Source organism: Cohnella rhizoplanae (genome assembly GCF_948329515.1).
Taxonomy (GTDB): Bacteria; Bacillota; Bacilli; order Paenibacillales; family Paenibacillaceae; genus Cohnella; species Cohnella rhizoplanae.
In genome coordinates this window covers 111,909-138,707 of sequence record NZ_CAOJCN010000001.1, presented here as the reverse complement: position 1 = coordinate 138,707, position 26,799 = coordinate 111,909, and the positions used below count along the sequence as shown (strand labels likewise).

Below are 26,799 nucleotides of genomic sequence, written 5' to 3'. Positions count from 1 at the left end.
GGCGAACCGAACGCAAGCACGAAGGGCGGCCCGAGATCCGATCGGGCCGCCCTAGGCGTGTCAATTCGCTACGATGTTGACGAGCTTGCCCTTGACCGCAATGATCTTCCGCACCGTCTTGCCTTCCGTAACGGCCTTGACTTTATCCAGCGCGAGCGCGGCGTCCTGCAGCGCTTGCCCTTCGAGATCGGCCGCGACGGAGACGCGGTCCACGATCTTGCCGTTGACCTGCACGGCGATCTCGACCTCGGCGTCCACCGTCAGCGCGGCGTCATAAGCCGGCCATGGCGCGTAGCTCACGCTCTCCGCGTATCCGAGGCGCTCCCACAGTTCCTCCGCGATATGCGGCGCGATCGGGGACAGCATCTGCACGAAGTGCTCCATCGCCTCCCTCGGCAGCTCCTCGGTCTTGTAAGCTTCGTTGACGAAAATCATGAGCTGGCTGATCGCCGTATTGAAGCGCAGCCCCTCGTAATCCTCGGTAATCTTCTTGACCGAGCGGTGCCAGGTTCGGCGGAACGACTCTTCGCCCGCGGTATCCTTGATCTTGTCGCTGAGCTCGCCGTTCTCTCCGACGAACAGGCGCCACACGCGTCCGAGGAAACGGTACATGCCTTCGACGCCGTTCGTGTTCCACGGCTTCGTCGCCTCGAGCGGGCCCATGAACATCTCGTACACGCGCAGCGTATCCGCGCCGAACTCCCCGACGATGTCGTCCGGATTGATGACGTTGCCGCGCGACTTGGACATCTTCTCCATGTTCGTGCCAAGGATCATGCCCTGGTTGACGAGCTTGTGGAACGGTTCCTTCGTCGCCACGACGCCGAGGTCGTACAGCACCTTGTGCCAGAAGCGCGCGTAGAGCAGATGAAGCACGGCGTGCTCGGCGCCGCCGATGTACAGATCGACAGGCAGCCATTCCTTTTGCTTGGCCGGATCGCAGATCGCGTCCGCGTTTTTCGGATCGATGAACCGCAGGTAGTACCAGCAGCTGCCCGCCCATTGAGGCATCGTGTTGGTCTCGCGGCGCGCGCGGCGGCCGTCCGGCAGCGTTACGTTCACCCAGTCCTCCACCGTCGCCAGCGGCGACTCGCCCGTGCCCGAAGGCGTGATCGCGTCGACCTCCGGCAGCAGCAACGGCAGCTGATCCTCCGGAACCGTCTCCATGCTGCCGTCTTCGAAGTGCAGCACCGGGATCGGCTCGCCCCAATAACGCTGGCGGCTAAACAGCCAATCGCGCAGCCGGTACGTGACCTTGCCTCGTCCCGCGCCCCGCTCCTCGAGCCAAGCGATCGCCTTTGCGATGGCTTCCGTCGTGGACAGGCCGTTCAGGAAGTCCGAGTTCACGTGTTCGCCCTCGCCCGTATGCGCGGCTTCGTCGACGTTGCCGCCGCTGACGACCTCGACGATCGGGAGGTTGAACTTCTTCGCGAACGCCCAGTCTCGCTCGTCATGGGCCGGCACGGCCATGATCGCGCCCGTGCCGTACCCGCCCAGTACGTAGTCGGCGATCCAGATCGGCACGAGCGAGCCGTTCACCGGATTAATCGCGTACGCGCCCGTGAAGACGCCCGTCTTGTCCTTGGCCAGATCGGTCCGTTCGAGGTCGCTCTTGCGCGCAGCCTGCTCTACGTAGGCTTCGACATCCGCTTGCTGCGCGGCGGTCGAGATGACGGACACGAGCTCGTGCTCGGGCGCCAGCACGCAATACGTCGCGCCGAAGAGCGTATCCGGACGCGTCGTGAACACGGTGAGCGACGCATCCGCATGACCGTCGATCGCGAACGTCACCTCGGCGCCGGTGGACTTGCCGATCCAATTCCGCTGCATGTCCTTGATGCTCTCCGACCAGTCCAGCTCCTCGAGGTCCTCGAGCAGGCGCTCCGCGTACTCGGTAATCTTGAGCATCCACTGCCGCATCGGCTTGCGAATGACGGGGTGGTTGCCCCGCTCGCTGAGACCGTTGATGACTTCTTCGTTCGCGAGCACCGTGCCGAGAGCCGGGCACCAGTTGACCGGGACTTCCGCTACGTACGCCAGCCCCTTCTTATACAGCTGGATGAAGATCCACTGGGTCCACTTGTAATAATCCGGGTCCGTCGTGCTGAATTCGCGCTCCCAATCGTACGAGAAGCCGAGCGACTTGATCTGACGGCGGAAATTGTTAATATTCTCCACCGTAATCTCGCGCGGATGCCGCCCCGTCTGGAGCGCATACTGCTCCGCGGGCAAGCCGAAGGCGTCCCAGCCCATCGGGTGCAGCACGTTGTACCCGCGCATGCGCTTGTAGCGGCTGACGATATCCGTAGCCGTATACCCCTCGGGATGGCCCACGTGAAGACCGGCGCCCGATGGATACGGGAACATGTCGAGCGCATAAAATTTCTCTTTGCCCGGGTCCTCGGTCGTGCGGAACGTCTTGTTCTCGTCCCAGTAGCGCTGCCACTTGGGCTCGAGCGTCTGCGGCCTGTAGCCGGGTTGATTGTTGTCCTGTGTCATCGTTAAATGCTGCCCCTTCCGTCTGCCTGCTCGGATAAAAACCAAAAAACCTCCCGCCCCAGCGAATTTACGCTAGGGACGAGAGGTTAAACTCGCGGTACCACCCTAGTTGACGCCAGCCCTGCCTGGGCATGCCGTCCACTCTTCCTCCTTAACGCGGAGGGACTCGCCGCGCTTGCCCGGACGCGGTCCGAACCGGACCTGCGAAAAGGATTGCGCGCGGGGCTCCGAGGCGAGTTCGTCGCTTGCGCCAGCCGGCTCGCACCTTCCGCCGGTTCTCTGGATGACGCTGCGCGATTACTTTTCCTCTTCATAGCCGTTATTGCATCGATTATAGCGGTTTCCGTCATTTCATGTCAAGCGCGCTCGGTCCCGCCCCGTGCCAGAAGAGATCGACGATCCGCTCAGGCAGGTTGTCCCTGCCGTCGCCTCCTGTATCGCGGCCGCCCACCATGAGCAGCGCAGAGAATGCATGCGCGAGTAGCAGCGGATCCTCGCCTCCCCGCATCTCCCCGCGCGCGGCGGCCTCGGCGAAGCACTCGGCCAGCACGACGTGGATGCCGTGCTCCGCTTCGCGGATCTCGCGGCGCTGCGTCTCGCTTAGCGAATCGATCGCCTCGCGCATCATCGATTCGAACTCGACGTGCGTGACCGCCATCTTCGCGGCGGTGACCTTCACGAGCCGCTCGCGAAGCGTGCCTTCCTGTCCGAGCAACTGGCGGGTGTACATCGCGATTCGTCCCATCATCTCGGTCACCGACGCGGTGAACAGCTCCGATTTGCCGTTAAAGTAATAATAGATCGAAGCCTTTGTAACGCCCGCCCGGTCCGCGATCTGATTCAGGGATACGGGCTCGTAGCCGAATTCCATAAAAAGCGCGGATGCGGCGCCGATCAACAGCGCGCGGCTGTCGGTATTCCCTTTGGGACGTCCCGGGGCACGTCCTGCTTTCTTTTGACTCATCTTGATGCGCCATCCCTTCAAACGTGTTGCAATATTAACCTTCCGGTATATATAATTATTATCGCACTCATTATTGAGCTTATTATAGCGCAATCCAATCGCAAGGGGGTACTGACTTGAAGAACGCTCGCGGTCATGGAAAAGGAATAACGGGCCCTGTCGGCCGATGGGTGACGCTGGCGGTCTGGATCGTCGCGGCGGCGCTCCTGAGCGTGCTGCTGCCCCAAGTCGGCAAGCACGAGACGAACAACGCGCCGAACCTGTCCGACGGGCGACCGTCGGTCCAGGCCGGCATCGTCGCCGAGCGGGAGTTCGTCAGCGGGGCGGACGTGCCTGCGCTGATCGTCTGGCACAAGCCGGGCGGGCTGGCCGATGAAGACTTGGAAGGAATCCGCGAGCTTGCGGAGAAGTGGACGAGCGCGCCGGTGCCTCACCAGACCTCGGTGCCGCCGCTGCACCAGATACCCGCAGAGGCCCTTAAGGCCGAGCTGTCGGAGGATGGCAGCACGCTGGTAACCCCGGTGTTTTTCGATAAAAAGGCGGATGCGGATCAATTGGAGGAAGGCGTCTCCGAGCTTAAGAGCCAGGCTGCCGCCGTCCTCGGAGGCGATCCGTTCGAGGCCGGCACGGATCGCCAAGGCACGCTAAGCGCGCGCGTCACCGGCCCCGTCGGCATCCAGATCGATGCGACGGGCCTGTTCAAAAACGCGGACTTCGCGCTGCTCGCCGGCACGGTGCTCCTTGTACTCCTGTTGCTGCTGATCATTTACCGCTCCCCGATTCTGGCCTTCATTCCTCTGATCGGCGTCGGCTTCGCCTACGGCGTCATCAGCCCGCTGCTCGGATGGATGGCGCGCGAGGGTTGGATCGTCGTCGACTCGCAAGGCATCTCGATCATGACGGTGCTGCTGTTCGGGGCGGGGACGGACTATTGCTTGTTCCTGATCTCGAGGTTCCGGCAGCTGCTCAAGCATGAGCCGGACAAAAACAAAGCCCTCCGCGCTGCGCTGACCGACGCCTCGGGCGCCGTCGCGATGAGCGGAATCACCGTCGTCATCGCGCTGCTCACCCTGCTGCTCGCTGAGTACGGTTCTTTCCAGCGGTTCGCGGCGCCGTTCAGCATCGCCATATTCATCATGAGCATCGCCAGCCTGACCCTGGTGCCAGCGCTGCTCGCTATTATCGGACGCGCCTCTTTCTGGCCGTTCGTCCCCCGCACGCAGCAGATGCGCGAAGAAAGGGCAGCTAAGCGCGGCAAGCAGCCTCCAGCGCCGGAAGCGCCGCCACGTTACCGTACGGGCAGCCTTGTCGTGAAGCGCCCCGGGTTCATCGCCGTCGCCGCGGTCGTTTGCCTCGCCTTGCTGGCGGGCGTGTCGAGCCAAATCAAATTTACCTACGACATTCTGTCCTCGTTCCCCTCCTCCATGGAGTCGAGGGAAGGCTACGCGCTGATCGGCTCCCAATTTTCCGAAGGCGAGCTCGCCCCCGTCAAGGTGATCGTCGATACCGAGGGCCGCGACGCGCAGCTTGGCGACAAACTGTCCGAACTGCCGTACGTCAGCCGCGTTTCCGAGGCGGCGGAAGGGCAGCAAAACAAACAAATCCTTGCGTACGACGTGGAGCTGGCCGTCAATCCGTATTCATTGGAGGCGTTAGGAAAGATACCGGAGCTGCGCGAAGCAGCCGGAGCCGCCCTTGCCGATGCCGGCGACGCGAATGCGGCGGAACATGTCTGGATTGCGGGGCAGACCGCAGAGCAGTACGACACGAAAAAGACCGGGGAACAGGATACACGGCTCATCCTGCCGGTCGTCATCGGGCTCATCGCGCTACTGCTGCTGCTCTACTTGCGTTCCGTCGTCGCTACGGCGTACCTGGTCGGCACCGTCATCTTATCGTACTTTTCCGCGCTTGGGCTCGGCTGGCTCGTCATCCATTACGTACTCGGCGCTGACGCGATCCAGGGCTCTATTCCGCTGTATGCCTTCGTGTTCCTGGTGGCGCTCGGAGAAGACTACAACATCTTCATGATCTCCAGCATCTGGCGCAAACGAAAAGAAATGCCGCTGCGGGACGCGATCCGCGAAGGCGTGGGCGAGACCGGCGGCGTCATCGCGTCGGCGGGACTCATCCTCGCCGGCACGTTCGCGGTACTGGCGACGCTGCCAATCCAGGTGCTCGTGCAATTCGGCGTCATCACGGCGATCGGCGTGCTGCTGGATACGTTCCTCGTACGGCCGTTTCTCGTGCCGGCCATCACCGCGCTGCTGGGCGACCGGTCGTTCTGGCCGGGAAAGAGGCATCTGGAAGAAAAGGTCAAGGGCAGCGTCTGAAGCTAACTCCCCTTCACTAAGAGAGGCGTTCCCATCTCCGGCAGCTCGGATTGGCGCATCGCCTTCACTACGAGAGGCGTTCCCATCTCCAGCCGCTCGGATTTGCGCATCGCCTTCACTACAAGAGGCGATGGCGCTTCGGGCCGCTCGGAAAGGCATATCGCCTTCACTACGAGAAGCGTTCTCGCCTCCGGCAGCTCGCATGGACGCATCGCCTTCACTACGAGAGGCGATCCCGCTTCGGGCAGCTCGGAAGGGGCATATCGCCTTCACTACGAGAGGCGATCCCGCTTCGAGCCGCTCGGATAGGCGCATCGCCTTCACTACGAGAGGCGATGGCGCTTCGTGCAGCTCGGATTGGCGCAGCGCCTTCACTACGACAGGCGATGGCGCTTCGAGCCGCTCGGGTAGGCGCATCGCCTTCACTACGAGAGGCGATGCCGCTTCGGGCAGCTCGGTTCGGCGTATCGCCTTTACTACGAAAGGCGATGGCGCTTCGGGCAGCTCGGATTGGCGTATCGCCTTCACTACGACAGGCGATCCTGCTTCGGCCGATTTCCTCACCACCAAAATGCAAGAAACCGTCAGGCCTCTGCCTGACGGTTTCTTAGCGTTCATTTTGTCTCTACGCCGGGCGCCGCGCGACAAAAAATAATCGCTCGCTGGCCGCGGACGGCGGGTTCCAGGAAAAATCGGCGCAGCGGTCGAGCAGCTCGAACCCGGCCTCGGCCAGCTGCGCGGCGAGCCATTCCGGCTCGTACGCCCGCTGGACATGTCCTTCCTCGAAACGCCGGTACATGCCTGCGCCCGGGCCGCTCTGCTCCCGCACGAAGAAGGTCAGCTCGTGCTCCACCTCGCGGCGGTCGGGGTCGTAGTCGCAGGTCCACAGGTAAGCGACGTCCTTGTCGTCCAGCACGAACGGCTGCTCCTCGCCGTATCTGGCGAGCTGCGAAGGCGCGTGCACGTCGAACACGAACAGTCCGCCGGGCCGCAGTCCCGCATACGTATGCTTGAACGCTGCCTTCACGTCCTCAGGCTCGGTCAGGTAATTCAGGCTGTCGCAGAACGACAGCACGCAGTCGATCGGCTCGGGAATCTCCCAGTCGCGCATGTCCTGCTGCAGCCAGCGGACGCCGCCCTCTTCGCTGCCGGATGCGCGCCCGACGCCGCGCCGCGGCACCGAGTCCCACTTGGCGCGCGCGACGGACAGCATGTCCGCCGACAGGTCGATGCCGAACACGCGAAATCCGGACTTGGCGAGCGGAATCGCGATATTTCCCGTCCCGCAGCCCAGGTCCACGATCGTCCCGGGCATCCCGTACTTTTCCCAGCACCCTCTGGCGAAGCTCAGCCACTCCGGGTAAGGCATGTCTTCCATCAGCCGGTCGTAGACCGAGGCGAATTCACGATAGCTGCGCATGGATGTCTCCTCGTCGGCGGCCGCGCCTCCGCTGTTAAACGGAGAACGAAACCGCGCGTCATGTATTAGCGTTCGCGGCCCGCCGAGCCGCGTCAACTACAGTTATTCGCTCTTGGCCGATTCGTTCTCCGCCGATTCGCTTCCTCCGGCCCTGCCGGCGCCCGCTTCCGATCCAGCCCCCGCTACCTGCGAGTCGCCGTCAGAAGCCGCAAGACGCGTCCAGTTGCCGTCCTGCACGATCTGCCGTTCCTTCATCAGCTTGCCCAGCGCCCGCTTGAAGGCGGACTTGCTGAGCCCGAACCGCTTCTGAATCACGTCCGCGGGCGTCGCGTCGGAATAAGGCATCGCGCCCCCCGGCCTCCCTTGGAGAAACGCAAGAAGACGGTCCGAATCTTCCAGTCGGCCGACTTCCTTGGCCGGACGCATCGACAGCGTCACTCTGCCGTCGTCGCGGACCTGAGTGACGCGCGCGACCGTCTTCTCGCCCAGCCGGAGCGGCCGGTTCATGGACGCGTTCGGCATATAGCCGAGCACGCCGTAGCCGAGCACGCCTCCGTGCGCGAGGACGAACACGCCATCCTTGTAGATATCCGTCACCCAACAATCGCGCTGCTCGTGGTGCCAGGAGGACGGGGCGCGGAACACGACGCGCTCGTAATCCTCGATCTTGGCGAGCCGCGCCAGCATGCGGCCTTCCTTGTCGTGCTTCATGATTACGTGCAGCTCGTCACCGGGCTGCGGCCAGCGCTCCCGGCTGTCCGGCAGCTCCTTGATGGGCAGCAGCAGCTGACGTCCGATGCCCAGCTCCAGGAAGCAGCCGAACCGCGGGTGAAAGTCGGCCATCGCGAGTCGCCCCATCTGACCGAGTTCCAGCAGCGGCTTGCGGGTCGTCGCGGTCAGACGGCCCTTGTCGTCATGGAAAATAAAGACGTCCGCCGAATCGCCGACCGAAGGCCGGTTGCCGGCAGCTTCGCCGTAAGGCAGCAGCAGCTCGGGCGTATCCTCAGCCTCGTCCTCGGCCAGAAACCAGCCGTAAGGCGGCACCTCTCGCTTCACCAGCAGCGTGGCCGTCGTGCCGGCGATCAAGGTCATGCGAATTCGACCGCCTTCGCGTCGGACCAGAGGCGCTCGAGCGAGTAATACTCGCGCTCGTCGCGGTGGAACACGTGCGCCACGACGTCGCCCATATCGATGAGCACCCAGCGGGCCGTATCCATGCCTTCGATGCGTACGCGCGCGCCTGCTTCCTCCGCCCGTTTCTTGATCTCGGTCGATATCGCTTGCACCTGCGTATCCGAATTGCCGTGGCAGATGACGAAGTAATCCGCCACCAGCGATATATGTTGAAGATTTAGCGCGACGATTTCGTTTGCTTTCTTGTCGTCGGCCGCGGCCACGATTTGTCTCATCAATTGATCCGATCCTGCCATAAGTCAGCCTCCCTGAGCCTCGCTGGCGCCGTTCGCGCTTCGAATCTGCCTGAGCAGATCGTTGCGCGCCAGTACCGTCAGCGGGAATATCGTTCTTCCTTTTTCCAGCAAATGCGCGATCGTCGAGTCGAGCCCGGCGACCAGCGCCTCATTCAAATGATGCTCCGAGAGCTCCCGGATGCGCTCCACGCCGGGAAACGCCCGGCTTGGCTCCATGTAATCGGCCAGGCATACGATGCGGTCAAGCAAAGTCATGTTCTCCCGGCCGGACGTATGATAGCGTACGGCATCCAGCACTTCTTCATCCTCGATCCCCAATTCCTCGCGGACCGCCCAGGCGCCGACGTGCGCATGCCATAGTTCTTTGTCGTAATCCAACAGCTCGGACGGCAAGCCTTCCGTCCGGATGATCCGCTCCATGCGGTCCGTCGGCCAGGCTTTGGCATAGTCGTGGAGCAGCGCGGCGAGCCACGCTTTTTCCGGATCGCCGCCGAACCGCTGCGCCAGCACGAAGGCCGTATCCACCACGCCGGCGACGTGCCGGTATCGCTTCTCCGGCATCTGCCGCTTCACGGCTTCAATCAACAGCTCGCGATCCATACAATCCCATCCTTTCGATCTCCGTCCGCACGGCCTCGGGCACCATATAGCGGATGCTCCTGCCTTCGGCGCAACGCCGGCGTATGTCCGTCGACGAGATCCCGATGGGCGGCATCTCAGCGCTCACGATCCTGCCGCTAAGGAACGCCGGCGGCTCGTATCCCGCTGCGGCGTCGCGCGACTCGCCCCCCGTCCCGGGACGCTCCAAGGCGACGAACGTGACGAGCTGCGCCAGCTCTTCGATCCGGCGCCAGCCCGGCAGATCGTCGCGCATGTCTGAGCCCACGATCCAGAAGAACGAATAGTCGGGGAACCTCTCCCGCAGCTCGAGGACGGTGTCGATCGTGTAGGAGGCGCCCTGCCTGTCGAGTTCGGCGGCTTCGACGCGAAAGGAGGGATGCCCCGCGATCGCGGTCTCCACAAGCGCCTGCCGCTGCGAGCCGGTGGCGCCGGGCTGCGGCTTGTGTACCGGCACGGAAGTCGGGACGAACCAGACCTCGGCCAGGCCGGCCGCCTCGCGCGCCGCTTCGGCCGCTATCAGGTGCCCGACATGCACGGGGTCGAAGGTGCCTCCCATCAGCCCGATGCGTTTCATGCGCGCACCTCCTTTAAGGAAGCTTGATCTGCTTGTTGTCGCGGGACTCCTTGTAGAGCACGATCGTCTTGCCGATGACCTGCACCAGCTCGGCGCCCGAACGTTCCGACAGCTCTCTGGCCACCTCATAGCGGTCGTCGTCGTTGTTATTCAGGATCGACACCTTGATCAGCTCTCGCGTCTCGAGCGCTTCTTCGATATGTCGGATCAGATGTTCGTTCGTGCCGCCCTTGCCCACCTGGAAGATCGGGGTCAGGTGATGGGCCTCGGAACGCAAAAATCGTTTTTGTTTGCCGGTCAGCATGCATATTCCCTGCTCTCTGATAGTTAAATGTTCAAAAGGTCGCTGCCGCGGAAAAGGAGGCCAGCACCGCTTCGCGCATCGCGGCGGCCGGAGCCGGTCGTCCCGTCCAGTACTCGAACGCGTACGCGCCTTGATACACGAACATGCCGAGGCCGCCATGGATGCGGCAGCCCCGCCGCTCGGCTCCGTGCAAGAAAGCCGTCTTCAGCGGATTGTAGATGAGATCGCTCGCGACGGCGCCGGGGCGGAGCCAAGACGGATCCGCGGGTACCGCGTCGGTGTTGGGCGCCATGCCTACGGACGTCGTATTGATCACGATGTCCGCCGCGCCGCACGCTTCGGCGAGCAGATGCCAAGGCACCGCCTTGAGACGCCCTTCTGTCTCGAAGGCGCCGGCCAGCTCGTCCGCCCGCGCGTCGGTGCGATTCGCGATCAGCACTTCGCCGGGCGATTCGCGGAGCAGCGCCCAGACGATGCCGCGCGCGGCTCCGCCTGCGCCGATGACGAGGATGCGCTTGCCCGTAAGGTCCGGCTCCGCTTCTTCCTTGAGCGAGCGGACGTAGCCGATGCCGTCCGTATTGAAGCCGGTAAGCCGGCCCCCCTCGTTGACGATCGTGTTAACCGCTCCGATGGCCCGTGCGCTCTCGTCGATCTCGTCTAGGTAAGCCATGACCTCGATCTTATGCGGGATCGTTACGTTCAGCCCTCTGAAGCCGAGCGCGCGGATGCCCGCGATCGCTTCGCCCAGGCGTTCCGGCGCGACGTGGAAGGCGCCGTAAGCACCGTTCACGCCGCTCTCCTCGAAGGCCCGACCAAGCATGACGGGCGATCTGGAATGGCGGACCGGGTCACCGATCACGCCGTAAAGTATCGTATGACTATCCATGCCAGCGGCTACCTCCCGACTCACAAGATGCAATCCCGGAGCAGCACCTTGATGCCCTTGGGCGCATATACGTCCACGACGGCGCCGGTCGAGCCGTTCGCCTTGATCCAGCCGAGCCCGGATATGAATATATCCTTGGGTCCGCCCGGCGGAATTCGCATATTGTGCCGCACGAGCGGCGGCATGTCCTCAAGTTCCTCGCGGGTCGGCGGGGACAGCATCACTCCGCGATGATCGTCGTACAGCTCGTCCGCCCGCTCTTGCTTAGTACGGTGCACGGGGATGCCGGACGACAGATAGGCGGTGAACGACTGGCGTTCGCCTGCCGTGAAGTCGAAGCGTGCCAGCGCGCCGAAAAACAGCGTTTGCTTTTCGTAAAATTGATACGTCAGCGGCTTAAGCGGCTTGTCCGGGAGCAGCGCGTGCAGCGTCTCGCGGGGGACGATCTCCGACAGCCGCGACTTGTATACGATGCCCGGCATGTCGATGATGCTGCGGCCGTCGTCCAGCGGGATGCTGATCGCGTCCAGCGTCGTGCCCGGATAACGGGATACCGTCAGTTCCCTGGCGAGATCGCTGTAATCGGCGATCAGCCGGTTGACGAGCGTGCTCTTGCCCACGTTGGTCGCGCCCACGACGTAAACGTCGCGGTCGCCCCGCAGCTGGCCGATGGCCTCGACGACCCGGTCGAACCCGATATTGCGCCGGGCGCTGCACAGGACGACGTCGACGACCCGCAGTCCGCCAGCCTTGGCTTGCTTCTGCACCCAGTTGCGCAGGCGATTCCAGTTGGTTACCTTCGGCAGCAGGTCGATCTTGTTCACGACGAGCAGCACCGGATTGTTGCCCACGAACCGCTGCAGCCCGGAGATCATCGAGCCTTCGAAGTCGAACAGGTCGACGATATGGACGACGAGGCTGTTCGTGGAGCCGATGCCGCCCAGCAAACGCAAAAAATCGTCCTGGTCGATGGCGACCGACGAGGCGTCGTTGTAATGTTTGATTCTGAAGCAGCGCTGGCAGATGATCGGTTCGCGTTCCCGCGCGGCCTCGGGCACGAAGCCCGGTCTCTTCCCGTCCTCGATCTGCAGCGACACGCCGCAGCCCGCGCATTTCTTGGCATTCCATTCATTCTCGAGTGTCGGCAAAGCTACTTGTCCCCCTTGTTCGGCCACAAGCCTTGCTTGGTCAGCCTTGACAGCGCGATCTTCTCGATGCGCCGGTTCATCCGCGTACCCCAGCCTTCCTCCGATCTCGCGATCGGCGTGACGAGTATCGTGTGGAGCCCCATCCGGCGGCCGCCCAGGACGTCGGTCATCATCTGGTCGCCGACGACGACGGCTTGCTGCGCCTTCAGATCCAGCAGGTCCAGCGCCTGCTTGAACGCTTTGTTGAAAGGCTTGCGCGCGGCAGGTATGAAAGGTATTCCCAGCGGCTCCGCGAACTTGGCCACCCGCATAAGGTTGTTGTTGGATAGTATAACGACCTGGAATCCGAGCGACTTGACCTTGTCCAGCCAAACGATCAGCTCGGGCGTCGCGAGCGCGGTGCCTGCGCTGACGAGCGTATTGTCCAGATCGGTAATGATGCCCCGCACGCCGTCGTTCGCCAGCGATGCCAGGTCTATATCAAAGACAGTACCCACGATTTGATCGGGCAGCAATCGTTCAAACATGCCAATGCTCCAGTCTTTATCGGATTGTTCAAAATATACCACACCCGCCCCGGCCTTGCAAAAGCCCGTTATTCGGGAACTGTATGCGTCGCCGGAAATCCGCCTATTTATTATATTGCCGCTTCGCCGCGCCTTTCAATCGCAAAGGAGCGCCGCGATGCGGCGCTCCTTTGATTTTCATAGCGACTTGCGGATCTTGTCGGCCATCGCGGTGAACTGCTCCAGATCGCCCTCGCCGCCGGCCTGCCCGCCGTAACGGGCGGATTCGAACTTATGCAGCACGCCCTCGAACTCGGGACGCAGCGAGGCGAAGCGGCCGCTCCACGCGAGGAAGGACTCGCGCAGCGTGTCGTTCTGGCTGCGCTTCAGACCCCGCCTGCCGAGGAAGGCGAGCAGGCGCTCCATCTCGCGCACGATCCGTTGGTTCGGCGTCGCGCCGCGATAGCGGACGCGCCGCCAGACCGACGTCGTCCAGGCACGGCGGCGAACGAGCAGCGCCGCCACGCCGACGACGATCAGCGATGCGCCGGCGATCGCCCACGTTCCGGCGGACCAACCGCCCGCTTGATCGGCCGTCTCGGTCTCTTCGGTTGCATCGCCGTCGGCGTCGGCCGGTACGTCCGGCGTCGGACTCGGCGCGCCCTCGGCGATCGGCTGCGGTACGGTGAAGCCGGACGTCGGCTCGAACGGCACCCAGCCTACGCCTTCGAAGTACACTTCCGCCCAGGAGTGCGCATCCGCGTTGCGGACGGTGTACGAGCCGGCGCCGTTCGGATCCGGAATATAGCCGAGACCGTTGCGCATGCCCTCCTCGTCCATCCGGTTCGAACCCGCCGCGTAGCCTTTGACCCACCTCGTCGGCAGGCCGAGAGAGCGGGCCAGCACGACGAAGGCGGTCGAATAATAGTCGCAGTAACCTTCCTTGATCTCGAAAAGGAAGGCGTCGGCGATATCCTTGCTCTTCTGCAGGCTCACGTCCGGCGTGTTGGTATACGGATAGTTAAGCCGCAAGTAGCTTTCCAGCGCCTTGGCCTTGTCGTAATCGCTGCTTGAGCCCGCCGCGATAGTGGCGGCCAGCTCCGCGACCCGCGCGGGAACCGCCGGGAGCTGCTCGTACGGCGCCAGGTCGAACGGCGCTTCCGCGCCGCCCGAGCGGGTGGTCCGCAGCTTGTCTTCGTCGATGACGATCATGTCCGAGACGACCGTGTAGGACTCCACCGTCGCGGCGCGCTGGAACTTGAGCTCCTGCTCCTCTTTGTTCCATGTCAGCTTGGCGCTTCCGCTCACGCCCTTCCACTCGGACAGGCCGCTGATCGGACCCGCTCCGAAGAGCACGGGGAGCCGGTCCTTGCGCAGAATGGTAAAGGTCTGCGTCACCTGCTTGGTCTGGATGCCTTCGAGCGTAGGCTCTTCGTCCGGCAGTTCGTCCTGGCCAGGCGCCGCCGGCGTCGTGTCCATGCCCCTGCGGTCGGTCCAGCCTTGGCCCGTATATACGGCCTTGGTCTCGCCGCGCCAATAGCCCTTCTGGTTGGTGTCGACGGTCATGACGGGCGAATAGTCGAATTCGAATCCGCCGCCGATCTTCGTGTCGCTGCGTCCGTAGCCCGACTTGGAGGAACGGCTGGAGCCGGCGTCGCTGCTGTCTCCGCCTGCGATATAGCCGCCTTCGCCCGAAAAGGCGGGGACCTCCTTGTTCTGGGCTTGGAGCCACATCGTATAGGGATCCTCCAGCAGCACGGGCGCCCGCGGCACCGCGATGCCGGCGAGCATGAGCAATCCGATGACGATAATGGCGGGCACGGCGAGCTCGAACGGCCGCTCGGCGAGCGCGGACCAGCTGTCGAAGTGCCGCTCCTTGAGCTGCCTCAAGTGCAAAACGACGAGCCAGCCGAGTCCTGCCAGCACCGCCCAGGCGATATTCGTCCACAGCTCCAGCGGAAAGAAGGAATCGATAATCGCGAGCGTGGCGATCGACATGAGAATAAAGCCGATCGCCCTGATCTTGTTCGTGCCGAGATAGGCCATATAATGGATGATTAGCACAACGCCCGCGCCGATCTCGAAAAACGGGTGAAGCGGCTTGCCGTTCTGGATCGCGAAGATCCGGACGGCCTCCCAGCCCTTCAGCCCGTCGGGCCAGCCCGACCAATCATAAGGCGCGAGCAGCATGACGGCCGCGAGCACGGCCGCGAGCTGAAGCGCGAGCCTGAGCGCGAACGCGCGGCTGACGAGCAGCTCGATCGCCGCCGCGGCCGCGACGGAGACGTACACGACCGCATAGGTCTCGGGCCACCAATAATCCTTAAATACCTGTATGAGCTGCAGAACGATGACGATGACGAACAACCGGTGAAGGCGCTCGAGGACGAGCCGCCTGAAGTAACCGGTCTCCGTACGGCGTCCTGCGCTTGCGATCATCGTATTCAAGCGGTGCCCGCCTCCAGTGCCATCGGTAGTTCCTCAAGGCGCGTAATCGAACATAACTCCCACTGCCTGCCGCGGAACGTACGGGCCCAATGCAGCAAGCGCTCGGACGGCTCGGGATTCGGCGTTCGCTCGGCGATATGGATATGGCTCGGGCCGGTCCGCTTGGCCGTCAGTCCCTCCAGGGCGAACAACGTCTCGTCCTCCATGGACGGGCTGACCAGCACGAAGCTCGCGCCGGACTCGAACCGCTCCGCGGTCTTGCGGAGCACGACATCCATCGGTTCCTCGCCGTCCGCCTCGACGTCGATGAGGTGCTCCATCAGCAGTTCGCGGTTGACCGGCGCCTTCCCCGCGCCGAACCACGCGGTCTCCCGGCCGGCGGAGACGAAGCCGACCGGCATGCCCCTGCGCAGCGCGAGATTTAATAGCGAAGACGCCGTCGATACGGCCAGCTCGAACGACTCGGCGCTCCGGTAAGCGCCCGCCCGCCGGTCGAGCACGATGACGAAGCGGGGCAGCGCCTCGCGCTCGAATTCCTTGGACTTCCACTGCCCGGTGCGGGCCGTCGCGTTCCAGTGGATCCGCGACATCCGGTCGCCGTGGATATACTCCCTGACGCCGTCGATCTGCGTCGTCTCCTTCGCCCAGAGCGAGCTCGCGCGCTGCTCGATCTGTCCGGTCCGCGCCTTGCGCAGGTGGCGCCATTCCTGAAGCTCCACCGTCCGCGGGAGCACCTTGATCTGCAGATCCTCCCGGAAAGTGCCCTGATGCTCGAACAGACCGAAGATATCGCGGGTCGAGCAGCGCGTCTCGAGGAACTTGTAACGTCCGCGGCGCAGCGGCGCGGATTCGTACTCCACCTGGCCGCGCCGCTTGTAGTCCGGTACGAACGACAGCTCGTACTCCTGCAGGTCGGATCCGCTCAGCCTGACGAGGCGTTCGCGCACGATCACGTACGGCAGCGGCCAGAAGCCGGGCACGTGCATCTGCAGCCGGACACGCAGACGCGAGCCCGCCGCGTAGAGACCGTCTTGTCCGGTAGCGGCGGCAAGCGCGCGCGTGCCCTGGATGCCGCCGATGCCGCTCCATCGCCCGAGCAGGAGATAGAGGCCGAGGCCGTTCATAATGACGAACAGCATGAGCGAAGTCTTGCCGCCCTGAAAGACGACGAAAGATAAAGCGATAATATACAAAAACGCGCAAAACCAGCCGAAGCGGACCTGGGGCAGGTGCTTCATCTTAACGCTCCAGCGCCACCGGCACCGGCAGCTGCTTGAGGACTTCCTGCAAGACGCCGTCCGCAGTGGCGCCTTGCATGCGGGCTTCGGACCTCAGGTGGAGACGGTGCGCGAGCACGAAAGGCGCCGATATCTTGATATCGTCGGGTATGACGTAAGCGCGATGCTGAAGGAAGGCGTAGGCCTTCGCGCAGGCGGCGAGCGCCACGGATGCGCGCGGACTGGCGCCGAGCAGCACCGAGGCGTGCTTGCGCGTCGAGCGGATGAGCTGAACCAGATAGTCGGCCACGCCGCCGTCCAGATGGACGGCCGACGCCAGACGCTGAATCTCGACGATATCGTCCGCTTCGGCGACGGCGTTAAGCTGGTCCGCCGCGCGCGACGTGCCGGGCTCCAGGATCAGTCTTTTCTCCGACTCCTCGTCCGGGTAACCGAGCGAGATCTTCATCAGGAAGCGGTCAAGCTGCGCTTCGGGCAGATTGTAGGTGCCCTCGAACTCGATCGGATTCTGCGTGGCGAACAAAATAAAGGGCTTCGGCAGCGGGTACGTCATGCCGTCGACGGACACGTGACGCTCCTCCATCGCCTCGAGCAGCGCCGACTGCGTCTTGGTCGTGGCGCGATTGATCTCGTCGGCGAGCAGGAGGTTGGACATGACCGGACCCGGCCTGAACACGAACTCTTCCTGCTTCGGATGGTAGATGGATACGCCCGTAATGTCGGTGGGCAGCAAATCGGGATTGCACTGAATCCGATGGAACAAACCGCCGATCGATCGGGCAAGCGCCTTGACGAGCTGCGTCTTGCCGGTGCCGGGTACGTCCTCGATCAGAACGTGCCCGCCCGCGACCAGCGCGGTCAGCAGCCAGGCGATCTCGTCTTTTTTTCCGTATATGCAAGATTCCATGTTGCGCCTGATCGAATCCAACATGTGCATGGCGGTCTGTTGTTCCATTGAGGTCCCTCCTAATGGGATCTGACGGTAGTCGGACGATAGTCGGACGCTACTCTACTATTATACTTGATGGGTAATCGCGACTACAATTTTGCAAAACTCCAAATAATAATAGAAAAAAAGCCAATTCGCGTTAGGCGAACCGGCTGCTGGAACATCAAATGGACCCGCTGCACCGAACTGGCGCAAGGAAGTACCGCGACCGTCGGCCGCTATCGAAAATCCGGATTCAATAAACCGGTACGGTGAGAACCGGTGCAAAACAAGTCTAAAATTTACATAAACGCTGCAATCATCCCTTGGGCTTGACGGCCAGCGCGGCCAGAAACGAGAAAATGATGGCCGCGGAAATACCGGCGCTCGTAATCTGGAAAATACCGGTAATAATGCCAATCCACCCGACTTCCTGCAGCTCGCTTAAAGCGCCGTGGACAAGCGCGTTGCCGAAGCTCGTGATCGGAATGGTCGCGCCCGCGCCGGCGAAGTCGACGAGCGGATCGTACAATCCGAGGCCGTCGAGCACCGCGCCGGTGACGACGAGCGTCGCCATCGTATGGGCGGGCGTCAATTTGGCGACGTCGAACAGCAGCTGTCCGACGATGCAGATCGCCCCGCCGATGAGGAATGCCCATAAATATTGCATCCGTTGGTCCTCCTTTCGGGATATTCGAGCCTAGCCCTCGATGGATACCGCATGGGCGATGCAGGGAATGCTCTCGCCTTGCTGGAACGACAGCGGAGAGAGCAGCGCGCCCGTGGCTACGACGAGGATGCGCTTCAGTTCCCCTTTCCCCAGCCGCTTGAGCAGATGCCCGTACGCGACGGTCGCGGAGCATGCGCAGCCGCTGCCTCCGGCCTGAACGGTCTGTTTGGCGATGTCGTAAACGAGCAGGCCGCAGTCGTTGAACTGCGTCTCCGACATCGGCACGCCGTGACGCTTGAGCAGATCCGCGGCGATCGGATGGCCGACGGACGCGAGGTCGCCGGTCACGATCAAGTCGTAATAGCCCGGCTCCCGACCGGTCTCCTGCAGATGGGCCTGTATCGTGTCCACGGCGGCCGGCGCCATCGCCGAGCCCATATCGAACGGATCCTTGAGGCCCAGGTCCATGATGCGTCCGATCGTGGCGGCGGTTATGCGAGGTCCTTTGCCTTCCGCGGCGACGACGGCAGCGCCGGCCCCAGTCACCGTATACTGGGCGGTAGGCGGCTTTTGCGAGCCGTATTCGGTGGGATAACGGAATTGCTTTTCGGCGGTGCAGTTGTGGCTGCTCGTGCCCGCCATCGCATAGCGGGCCGCCCCCGTCGACACGAGCAGCGCGGCGAGCGCCAGCGACTCCATCGAGGTCGAGCAGGCGCCGAATACGCCCAGATACGGCGCGCCCAGCGTGCGTGCGGCGAACGTGCTGCTGATGATCTGGTTGATCAGGTCTCCGCCTACGTAGAAGTTGATCTTGTCCTTGGACAGCGCGGCCTTGGACAGCGCGATATCCGATGCTTGCTCGAGCATCAGCCGCTCTGCCTTCTCCCAGCTCGGCTGCTGGATCGTCATGTCGGGGTGCACCAGATCGAAGTCGGCGGCGAGTGGCCCCTCGCCCTCGTCCGGGCCGACGACGGTGCCCGTGGCCAGGATAACCGGCGGCTTGTCGAAAATCCAGGTTCGCCTGCCTTGTAGCATCAGTGGCTCACCCCCAGGATCCAATAGACGATCGCGACGAAAAAGGCCGCGACCGTACCGAATACGATGACGGAGCCGGCGAGCTTAAACATATTGGCGCCGACGCCGAGCACGAGCCCCTCGCTGCGATGCTCGATGGCCGCGGAGCACATGGAGTTCGCGAAGCCGGTAACGGGAACCGCCGTTCCGGCGCCCGCCCATTGCGCGATTTTGTCATAAACGCCCAGGCAGGTGAGAATGACGGAGATCAGGATCATGATCGCGACCGTCGGATTGCTCGCTTCCCGGCTGCTCATATCGAAAACGGCCATAAAAAAGTTTTGAACGCCCTGTCCGATCAAGCAAATGAATCCTCCCACCAAAAACGCGCGCACGCAGTTGGCTAAAATCGGCCTCGCGGGCCGCCGGCTTTTCGCGAACTGCTTGTACTCCTTCGGCGACATGGATAGCGGTTTGTATGAAGCGGGCCCTCTTCCGGCCTCTTTGGTCGCCATGGTTGTCATCCCCTTTCCGGCTCGGACTGTTGTCCCGTTCATTATTCGCCGGAAGCGTTCAGGTTATGGTTGGGAATTGGAGTAAATATAGCGCCGCTGACAGGCACGGATGGGCGCCGGCCCACATAGAATGGTAATGGTCGCGCGTCAACCTGAACTTACAACCGGAGGAGGCCGTCACGTGCCCGGATTCTTTACCTCAATAGCGCTCTTCATCAAGCAGCTCTCCTTGCTCGTCTCTTATGTCAAAAACAACGCTTTTCCCCAGCCCCTGTCCGAGCAGGAGGAAAGTAAATACTTAAGCCTCATGGCGGAGGGCGACGCCAGGGCGCGCAACCTGTTGATCGAGCACAATCTGAGGCTGGTCGCGCATATCGTCAAGAAATTCGACAACACCGGCGAGGATCTCGAGGATCTCATCTCGATCGGCACGATCGGCCTTATCAAGGCCATCGAGAGCTTCCAGATCGGCAAGGGCACCAAGCTCGCCACCTTCGCGGCCCGTTGTATCGAGAACGAGATCCTGATGCACTTAAGATCGCTCAAGAAAACCCGCAAAGACGTGTCCCTGCACGATCCGATCGGTACGGACAAGGAAGGAAACGAAATTACCCTTCAGGATATTCTCGGCAGCGAGCCGGACGATGTGGTCGAAAAAGTGCAGCTCAAAATCGAAAAAAGCAAAATTTATCAAAATCTCGATATTCTCGACGAGCGGGAGCAGGAGGTCATCCGCGGCCGGTTCGGCCTGGACGGCAAGGGCGGGGACGAACGCACGCAGCGCGAGATCGCGCGGGAGCTCGGCATCAGCCGCAGCTACGTGTCTCGGATCGAAAAGCGGGCATTAATGAAGCTGTACCACGAATTTTACAAGGCGAAAAAGTAAATCGTAACCAGACGCCAGGGCCGGCTCCTCTGAGGAGCCGGCCCTTTTTTTGCGTGCTTGTTCGTCGCTTCGGCGCTATCCCTCCATCGCGAACACGCCCGCCTGTTCTCTGTACTGCCGGGGGGGAATTCCGTACCGCTTCATAAAGCAGCGGTAAAAATAGGGATAGCTTCCAAAACCGCAACTCTCCGCGATCTGCTCCAAGGACAGCCCGCTGTACTGCATGCGTTCGATGGCGATCGACAGCCTGACGCGCATGGCGTATTGCACGATCGTTTCCCCGAATGCTTCCTTGAACAGCTTGGCCGCGCGGGACGGGCTCTGCCGAACGTTCGCCGCGACTTCTTCGACCGCGATCGTCTTCGTCGCGTGCTCTTCGATATAACGCTTCATTTGATATGCGACGCCAGCCCGGGCACCTCCGTCCGCGCCTTGCTTGAGCGCGGCTTCGATCGACAGCAGCAGCGCGCGGAGCAGACACTCCACGAGCTCGGCGTTGTTGTCGCCGATACGGCGCCGCTCCAGCACGACGAGCTTCCAAATATCGAGCAGCGCTCTGTCCGCATGGATGCGCGCGCGTTGGGGCTTCAGGCCCTTCGACGCCCAGCGGTCGATCCATGTTCCTTTGCAGATGGCGTAGAAATCGCCGCTTCCCGTTTTTCCGGTCTCGTCGTTTTCCAGGACCAGCCGGTAACTCTCGCCGGGACGCAGCAGCAGCAGATCGCCCGGATATAACCGCTCCGCGCGGCCGTTCAATTCGATCTCGCACGTGCCTTCCGTCTGAAGGCGGATCAAATAATAATCGACCGTATGCCAGGTCTCGTTCTGCATCGGTTTTCCATGATAGGAATAGCCGCTGTAGAGGATCTCGATTTCCATAGGAGTCTCCCATCTGCTCGAGTTATTTTATGAAGCGTTTTCATTATTTTCGCGGATTCCGGCGGGATAAGTCATTTCTCGTAAAAATAGTGAATGTAACGGGCATGGCCGTCCCTTATACAATAAGCGTACATCACGGAAGGCCGCATGAAAACTATCTTTTTAAAGGAGGGGAGCTGAAGCCGCATTTTAATCCAACACCATCCCAGGAGGCGAATCCGCGTGACCAAACGCAGTTGGCAACGAAGCCTTTCAGGCTCAACCGCATTTCTGATGACGCTCAGCTTTTGTTTAAGCCTTTTTGCAGCGCCACTTGCCGGAGCGGCCGGCGCGAATCCGGTACAAGGCCCCGAGCTGGCGCCCAATCCCGGCTTCGAGACGTTGTCGGGCGCATTGCCGGCCAACTGGACGTACCATTCCAACGCCGACGTTAGTTATGAAGCTTCCACGGATCCGGTCGTCGCCGGGGACCGCAGCCTGAAGCTGATTGACAATACCTCCGCTACGACTGCGACGGCGACCAGCGATCCGATCTATTATTCGCCGGGCACCGCTTATACGGCCAGCGTGAAAACCAAAATCGTGTCAGGCGGCGCGAGCCTGCTTATCCGCTATTACGACGGCATACACGGCGACGCGATCAATCAAAAGGGCTTCACGACGACGACCGTTTCCCCGAACTGGCAAACGCTTACGGTGAACGCGACGCCGCCCGACAATACGGTCTTCATTAAAATCCTGCTCGTCATCCCGAGCGCGACGCCGACCGGAACCGCTATCTTCGACGACGTCTCGCTCAAAACGACCGAGCTGCTGCCAAATCCGAGCTTCGAGCAGACGTCGGGCACGAGACCGGCCGTATGGACGGCCGTCGATCACGGCCAGGCATCCAGCGTCACATCCGTCGCTTCGACCGTCTATCATGGCAGCCGGTCGCTCCGTATCGTTGACGGCTCGACCACGGACGCATACAGCGTGAAAGGTCAGGAAACGCCGGTCGTAGCCGGCAAGGCATACACGGCCGCCGTCAAAGCGAACGCGGCATCGGGCGGCGCGGACCTGATCCTGCGCTACATCGGCGCTTCCGGCGACCAGTTCGCGGAAGCGCATACGACCGGCACCGGAAGCTGGGAGACGCTGACGTTTACGGCGGAGCCGCCAGCCGGTACGACCGCCGTGCAGCTGGAGCTGTCCACGTCGGGTACGGACACGGCCGACGTTTACTTCGACCGGGCATCTCTGACTGCTGCAGATACAGGCCCGTCACCGACCGCGACGCCAACGGCTACGCCTACGACGGCTCCGACCGCGACGCCGCCAGTAGGTTCGCTCGTCTGGCCCGCCGACACCTCGGATCCAGCCCACATGAGGCACTTTCAGCCGATCGCAAACCTGGTAACGACGCAGAACCCGCCGGACTTTGGGTGGCCCCACGTCAGCGGAACGGATGTATACGAGCTTCAGGTCGCTACGGATAGCGCATTCGCGAATGTCGCTTACCAGAAGAGCGACATCGCGGTGAACTACTACAACTTTCCGGTCACGTTTGCGGCCGGCGAATCGTACTTCTGGAGGGTGAGGTTCCACAAGACGGCAGGCTGGTCCAACTGGAGCGATACGCGCAAGTTCCGTATCGACGCGGACGCCGTTCCTTTCCCGGTGCCGCCTGTCGAGCAGATCATGAGCAAGGTATCGACGACGCATCCGCGCGTTCTGACCAACGCGGCGGAGCTGGCGGACTTCCGCGCGCGCAAAGAAGGCGACGGCAAGCGAACGTTTCAACGAATAAAAACGCTGGCCGACGCGGCGCTTCAGGCTTACCAGGACAATCCGGCGGCCAACGCGCCTCCGCCCGAGCCGGCGACCCAGGACCTGACTTACGTCTCCACCGAAACGAACAAAATGTACTATGCGGCCTTCATTCATCTATTGACGGGAGAGGCGAAGTACGCGACCTACGCGCGTGCGCGTCTGCTCAATCTGTCGACTTGGAACACCAAGTCGGGACCGACCTACTATGCGAACAACGATCAGATTCACCGGGATATCGCGCGCAAAAGCGCCCTGACCTACGACTGGATCTACGACACGCTTAGCGAGTCCGACCGGGTTCAGGCGCTGACGATGATCGTCGACAGAACGCAGACGATCGCCAACGACGTCGCGTTAGGCGAAGCCCGCCTGACCGTCAGTCCGTACAATTCCCACGGCTGGTCCAACGTCGCCTATCTAGGCGTCATCGCGACCGCGCTGCTTCACGACGACATCGTGATCGACGGCGAGCTCGTCTCGGCGAGAGCGCAGAAATGGTACAAGATCGGCATTCCGGCCTATATTAATCTTTTGCCGCCTTGGGGCGGCGAAGACGGCGGTTGGGCGCAGGGCCCCGGCTACTGGCAGTGGTCGTCGTACGGCGACAAATGGCTGATGGACGTACTCTATCAATCGACCGGATTCAACGCTTATCAAAAGGCTTTTTCCCGCAATGAGTCGTTATACCCGCTATATACGTTCCCGGTCGGCCAAAAAAGCGGCGAGTTCGGCGACGACATCAACCTCATGGCGCCCGATTATGTATCGCTGGCCGTCACGCGAAACGCGTCAATGTACCAGAATCCCGTCATGAAGTGGTACTCGCAGATCAGTCCGTACTTAGCGGACGAACCCTATTCATACTTGTACGAGGACAGCACTCTTGGCGTACGTCCGCCGGTAGAAATGCCGACGGCCAAATACTTCGACGATATCGGATGGGTGACGATGCATTCGAGCCTGTACGACCCGAAGCGGATCTCGTTTTACTTCAAGTCGAGTCCCTACGGCAGCTGGAATCATAGCGCCCCCGACCAGAACGCGCTTATTATCATGGCGTACGGCGAGGAGCTGACGGTTGACGGCGGGTTCTACGATTCCTTCGGCAGCAAGCACAATCAGCAGTACACCAAGCAGACCTTCGCGAAAAACGCGATCACGTACGATGGCAAAAAGGGCCAGAAGATCTTCGATATGAAGGCATCGGGCCAGATCGCGGGCTTCGCGACGAACAAGGACTTCGACGCGGCAGTAGGCGATGCAACCACAGCCTACAATACGGACCTGGCTAACAATATCGGGCTGGACCTGGCGCAGCGCAGCGTCATCTACGTGAAACCCGGCGCGTTCGTCGTCGTCGACAACCTCAAGGCGAGAGAGCCCGGCGGGTCGAGCTTCGAATACAACCTGCACGCAGACAAGTCGCTCGTGCTGGACGGAGATCAGAGCGGCGCGACGATCGTCAAAAACCAAGCCGCGCTGAAGGTGCGGTTATACGAGCCGAACTTGACGGCTTCGGTGACTGACAAGTATATCATAGCGGACGGAACGGAAGCCCCGCCTACGGATAGCGCTGCGTTCGTGGGCCGCGTGCGCCAGCACGCCACGTTCGTAACGCCGAAGAAGGAAGAGGCGACGATCGTCTCGACGTATGTGCCCTATCGCGTCGGCACGTCGCCGGAGAATATCGCGGTCGAAGACTTCGCCGCCTACAAGAAGCTGCACTTCACGGACGGAACGGACGTCTACGTGCGCAAGGCGCTGAGCGGCCTCGTCGATGCCGGCACCGTCCAGTTCGACGGCATCGCTGCGGCGATCAAGGGCGACTCCGTCGTGCTCACCGGCGGCACGCGTCTCGTGAAGAACGGCATCACGCTCATCGACAGCACGCAGCCGGCGACGATTGCGCTCTCGGGCGACGAGTTGTCGATCACCGGCATGAGCGAATCGCAGGTGAGCCTGCGAAAATCCGGCGTGACAACCGTCCTCGACGAATCGTATCGCGCGCTTCCGCAGGGCGGCAGCGTCACGGAAGCCGTATACAAGCGAGGCGTCCACTGGACGGCGTCGAGCGACACGCTGACGCTGAACGTCGATCCCGGACAGCACCAGCTGCTGCTTGACGATATTCCGGCGCCTGCTCCGATGGCTGCGGTCAGCTTGCCTGTCGAGATTAACGGCGCGGCGACGTCGGTATCGCTGTCCACGTACGGCGATGGGCACGGCGGCGCCGCCGGCTGGGGACAGCTGAACATTGCGGGCGGGATGTACGAAGTGCTCGAGGCGCCAGAAGGCCTTGTCTTTGAAAACAACGGCGGCGTGCAGCCGGTCATGACGATCGGCGCGAACGCCAAAATCATCGTGCCCCATCCGATAGGCACCTTGAAGCTGCGCAGCGTGGGCTCCGGCGAGAAGTCGCCCGCGGTTCAAGCTGCGGACTACGATGCGCTGAAGGCGGATCTGGACGTCTTCGCCGAGGCCGAGACCTTCAGCGGCTACGAGGGCGGCGACATCTCCGCCTACAGCACGCGGCCTTTCCTGTCCGGCGGCCAGGGCATCTCGGGCTGGAACAATCCCGGCCAGAGCATCACCTGGCAGCTCCAAGTGCCCGAAGCCGGCAAATACGACGTCGCGATCAAATACGCGGGCGGCTGGAATTCGGAGACCGGCTTTGCGCCGCGTCTCGTCAAACTCGGCTCGCAGTACTACACGTCGGATCTGCCCCGGACGTTCGACTGGGGGACGCAGCCTCAATATTGGACGGCCGTGACCATTAAGACCGGAACGGACCTGCCCGCAGGGACGCTGGATCTTAAGATGTGGAACATTTCCGGCGCGATGAACGTCGACTGGATCGGCTTGATCAAGTCGGAGGAAGAACAAACCGAGCCGTCCGTCAAGCTGACGGCCGCGACGGATTCCGTCGGACCGGGCCAGACGGCGAGTGTCTCGCTCGCAATGGATCGCGCGGCCCCCGCGGCCGGCGTCGATCTGACGCTGTCTTACGATCCGGAGCGGTTCACCTATGAATCGCACGTCAAGGACTACGCCCAGCAAGCCGTCGTCGTGACCGACGACGCGATAAACGGCAAGCTGCGCATTCTGTCGGCGCGCACCGGCACGGGTACGCTGCCGGCGAGCGGCAGCTTCCTGACCCTGAAGTTCAAGGTCAAGGCGGGCGCGCCTGCCGGCGTCGCTTCCTTTACCTCCTCTGCCGTCAAGGCGTCGTCCGAGTCGGGCACGGTCACCGACCTGGCCGGCACCGCGGCCACGATCTCCGTCTCCAACGTCGGAGCGCTTGCCGCGCTGGTCGCCGAAGCCCAATCGCTCCGCGACCAAGCTTCGCCCGGCACGGCGACGGGAGAGTTCTTCCCGGCGGCGCTGCCTGGTCTAAAGGCGGCGCTCACGGCGTCCATCGACGCGGCCAAGGCGGTGCTTGCGCAGGCCAGTCCTACGCCGGCTCAGGTAGAATCCGCGCTGACGGATCTGACGGACGCGATCGCCGCATTCGAGGCCAATCGGATCACCGCTTCGACCGGCGACGCGAACGGCGATCAGCAGTTCAATATCGCCGACTTCGTCCGCATCGCGACATTCTACGGCAAGACCGCTGCCGACGCCGGCTGGGCGGAGGCCCAGCCTGCCGATATCAACCGCGACGGAGTCGTGGATATCGAGGACCTGGCGTTCGTCGCCAGCCGCATCATCGGCTAGCGAGAGATGT

General features: G+C 62.3%; 22 protein-coding genes and 1 other annotated feature. Of the genes, 3 read left to right on the top strand and 19 right to left on the bottom strand.

Annotated elements, in window-relative coordinates:
- Nucleotides 1-60: 60 nt before the first annotated feature.
- Nucleotides 61-2,499: a leucine--tRNA ligase gene (gene leuS / locus PQG80_RS00625; protein WP_271749178.1), complete on the bottom strand. Its 2,439-nt coding sequence runs from the start codon at nt 2,497-2,499 to the stop codon at nt 61-63.
- 71 nt (nt 2,500-2,570) lie between these two features.
- Nucleotides 2,571-2,822, bottom strand: a binding site (T-box leader).
- A 23-nt stretch (nt 2,823-2,845) separates the two neighbouring features.
- Nucleotides 2,846-3,463, bottom strand: coding sequence for a TetR/AcrR family transcriptional regulator (locus PQG80_RS00620; protein ID WP_271749177.1), 618 nt, complete (start codon nt 3,461-3,463; stop codon nt 2,846-2,848).
- A 116-nt stretch (nt 3,464-3,579) separates the two neighbouring features.
- Here PQG80_RS00620 and PQG80_RS00615 point away from each other — a divergent pair, with 116 nt between their 5' ends.
- Complete coding sequence (locus tag PQG80_RS00615) at nt 3,580-5,796, top strand: MMPL family transporter (protein ID WP_271749176.1); 2,217 nt, start codon at nt 3,580-3,582, stop codon at nt 5,794-5,796.
- A gap of 2 nt (nt 5,797-5,798) precedes the next feature.
- On the opposite strand, the gene PQG80_RS00610 is transcribed toward PQG80_RS00615, so the two are convergent.
- The 16 genes from PQG80_RS00610 to spoVAC form a co-directional block, all read right to left on the bottom strand.
- The gene (locus PQG80_RS00610) at nt 5,799-6,017 is read right to left on the bottom strand and encodes a hypothetical protein (protein ID WP_271749175.1); all 219 of its coding nucleotides are present in this window, start codon (nt 6,015-6,017) and stop codon (nt 5,799-5,801) included.
- Nucleotides 6,018-6,421: 404 nt separating this feature from the next.
- Nucleotides 6,422-7,216: a class I SAM-dependent DNA methyltransferase gene (locus tag PQG80_RS00605; protein WP_271749174.1), complete on the bottom strand. Its 795-nt coding sequence runs from the start codon at nt 7,214-7,216 to the stop codon at nt 6,422-6,424.
- Between the two features lie 102 nt (nt 7,217-7,318).
- Nucleotides 7,319-8,308, bottom strand: a complete 990-nt coding sequence (locus tag PQG80_RS00600; RefSeq protein ID WP_271749173.1) for a CvfB family protein — start codon at nt 8,306-8,308, stop codon at nt 7,319-7,321.
- Nucleotides 8,305-8,646: a ribosome silencing factor gene (gene rsfS / locus PQG80_RS00595; RefSeq protein ID WP_271749172.1), complete on the bottom strand. Its 342-nt coding sequence runs from the start codon at nt 8,644-8,646 to the stop codon at nt 8,305-8,307. Before rsfS ends, PQG80_RS00600 begins: the two co-directional genes overlap by 4 nt.
- 3 nt (nt 8,647-8,649) lie before the next feature.
- Nucleotides 8,650-9,246, bottom strand: a complete 597-nt coding sequence (yqeK, locus tag PQG80_RS00590) for a bis(5'-nucleosyl)-tetraphosphatase (symmetrical) YqeK (protein ID WP_271749171.1) — start codon at nt 9,244-9,246, stop codon at nt 8,650-8,652.
- A complete protein-coding gene (nadD, locus tag PQG80_RS00585; protein ID WP_271749169.1) occupies nt 9,224-9,841 on the bottom strand; it encodes a nicotinate-nucleotide adenylyltransferase in 618 nt (205 codons plus the stop codon). Before nadD ends, yqeK begins: the two co-directional genes overlap by 23 nt.
- Before the next feature lie 13 nt (nt 9,842-9,854).
- Nucleotides 9,855-10,145: a ribosome assembly RNA-binding protein YhbY gene (yhbY, locus tag PQG80_RS00580; protein WP_271749168.1), complete on the bottom strand. Its 291-nt coding sequence runs from the start codon at nt 10,143-10,145 to the stop codon at nt 9,855-9,857.
- 31 nt (nt 10,146-10,176) lie between these two features.
- Nucleotides 10,177-11,031: a shikimate dehydrogenase gene (locus PQG80_RS00575; RefSeq protein WP_271749167.1), complete on the bottom strand. Its 855-nt coding sequence runs from the start codon at nt 11,029-11,031 to the stop codon at nt 10,177-10,179.
- Nucleotides 11,032-11,051: 20 nt separating this feature from the next.
- Nucleotides 11,052-12,179 carry a ribosome biogenesis GTPase YqeH gene (yqeH, locus tag PQG80_RS00570; protein ID WP_271749166.1) on the bottom strand — a complete coding sequence of 376 codons (1,128 nt, stop codon included), beginning with the start codon at nt 12,177-12,179 and terminating at the stop codon, nt 11,052-11,054.
- Nucleotides 12,180-12,181: 2 nt separating this feature from the next.
- Entirely contained in the window at nt 12,182-12,706 is a 525-nt protein-coding gene (locus PQG80_RS00565; RefSeq protein ID WP_271749165.1) for a YqeG family HAD IIIA-type phosphatase, read from the bottom strand.
- Between the two features lie 177 nt (nt 12,707-12,883).
- Nucleotides 12,884-15,124 (bottom strand): DUF4129 domain-containing transglutaminase family protein, encoded by a 2,241-nt coding sequence (locus PQG80_RS00560; RefSeq protein WP_271749906.1) that lies wholly within the window; start codon nt 15,122-15,124, stop codon nt 12,884-12,886.
- 5 nt (nt 15,125-15,129) lie between these two features.
- On the bottom strand, nt 15,130-16,371 hold the full coding sequence (locus PQG80_RS00555; RefSeq protein WP_271749164.1) for a DUF58 domain-containing protein: 1,242 nt from the start codon (nt 16,369-16,371) through the stop codon (nt 15,130-15,132).
- Nucleotide 16,372: 1 nt separating this feature from the next.
- Nucleotides 16,373-17,326 (bottom strand): AAA family ATPase, encoded by a 954-nt coding sequence (locus PQG80_RS00550; protein WP_271749163.1) that lies wholly within the window; start codon nt 17,324-17,326, stop codon nt 16,373-16,375.
- 292 nt (nt 17,327-17,618) lie between these two features.
- Nucleotides 17,619-17,969, bottom strand: a complete 351-nt coding sequence (gene spoVAE / locus PQG80_RS00545) for a stage V sporulation protein AE (RefSeq protein WP_271749162.1) — start codon at nt 17,967-17,969, stop codon at nt 17,619-17,621.
- 30 nt (nt 17,970-17,999) lie between these two features.
- On the bottom strand, nt 18,000-19,004 hold the full coding sequence (gene spoVAD, locus PQG80_RS00540; protein ID WP_271749161.1) for a stage V sporulation protein AD: 1,005 nt from the start codon (nt 19,002-19,004) through the stop codon (nt 18,000-18,002).
- Entirely contained in the window at nt 19,004-19,498 is a 495-nt protein-coding gene (gene spoVAC / locus PQG80_RS00535; protein ID WP_271749160.1) for a stage V sporulation protein AC, read from the bottom strand. The genes spoVAD and spoVAC overlap by 1 nt, the downstream gene beginning before the upstream one ends.
- Before the next feature lie 181 nt (nt 19,499-19,679).
- Here spoVAC and sigK point away from each other — a divergent pair, with 181 nt between their 5' ends.
- On the top strand, nt 19,680-20,384 hold the full coding sequence (sigK, locus tag PQG80_RS00530) for an RNA polymerase sporulation sigma factor SigK (protein WP_271749159.1): 705 nt from the start codon (nt 19,680-19,682) through the stop codon (nt 20,382-20,384).
- A gap of 75 nt (nt 20,385-20,459) precedes the next feature.
- Here sigK and PQG80_RS00525 read toward each other — a convergent pair whose 3' ends face one another.
- Complete coding sequence (locus tag PQG80_RS00525) at nt 20,460-21,263, bottom strand: helix-turn-helix domain-containing protein (RefSeq protein ID WP_271749158.1); 804 nt, start codon at nt 21,261-21,263, stop codon at nt 20,460-20,462.
- 222 nt (nt 21,264-21,485) lie between these two features.
- Here PQG80_RS00525 and PQG80_RS00520 point away from each other — a divergent pair, with 222 nt between their 5' ends.
- Nucleotides 21,486-26,789, top strand: coding sequence for a heparinase II/III domain-containing protein (locus tag PQG80_RS00520; RefSeq protein ID WP_271749157.1), 5,304 nt, complete (start codon nt 21,486-21,488; stop codon nt 26,787-26,789).
- The last annotated feature ends 10 nt before the right edge of the window (nt 26,790-26,799 follow it).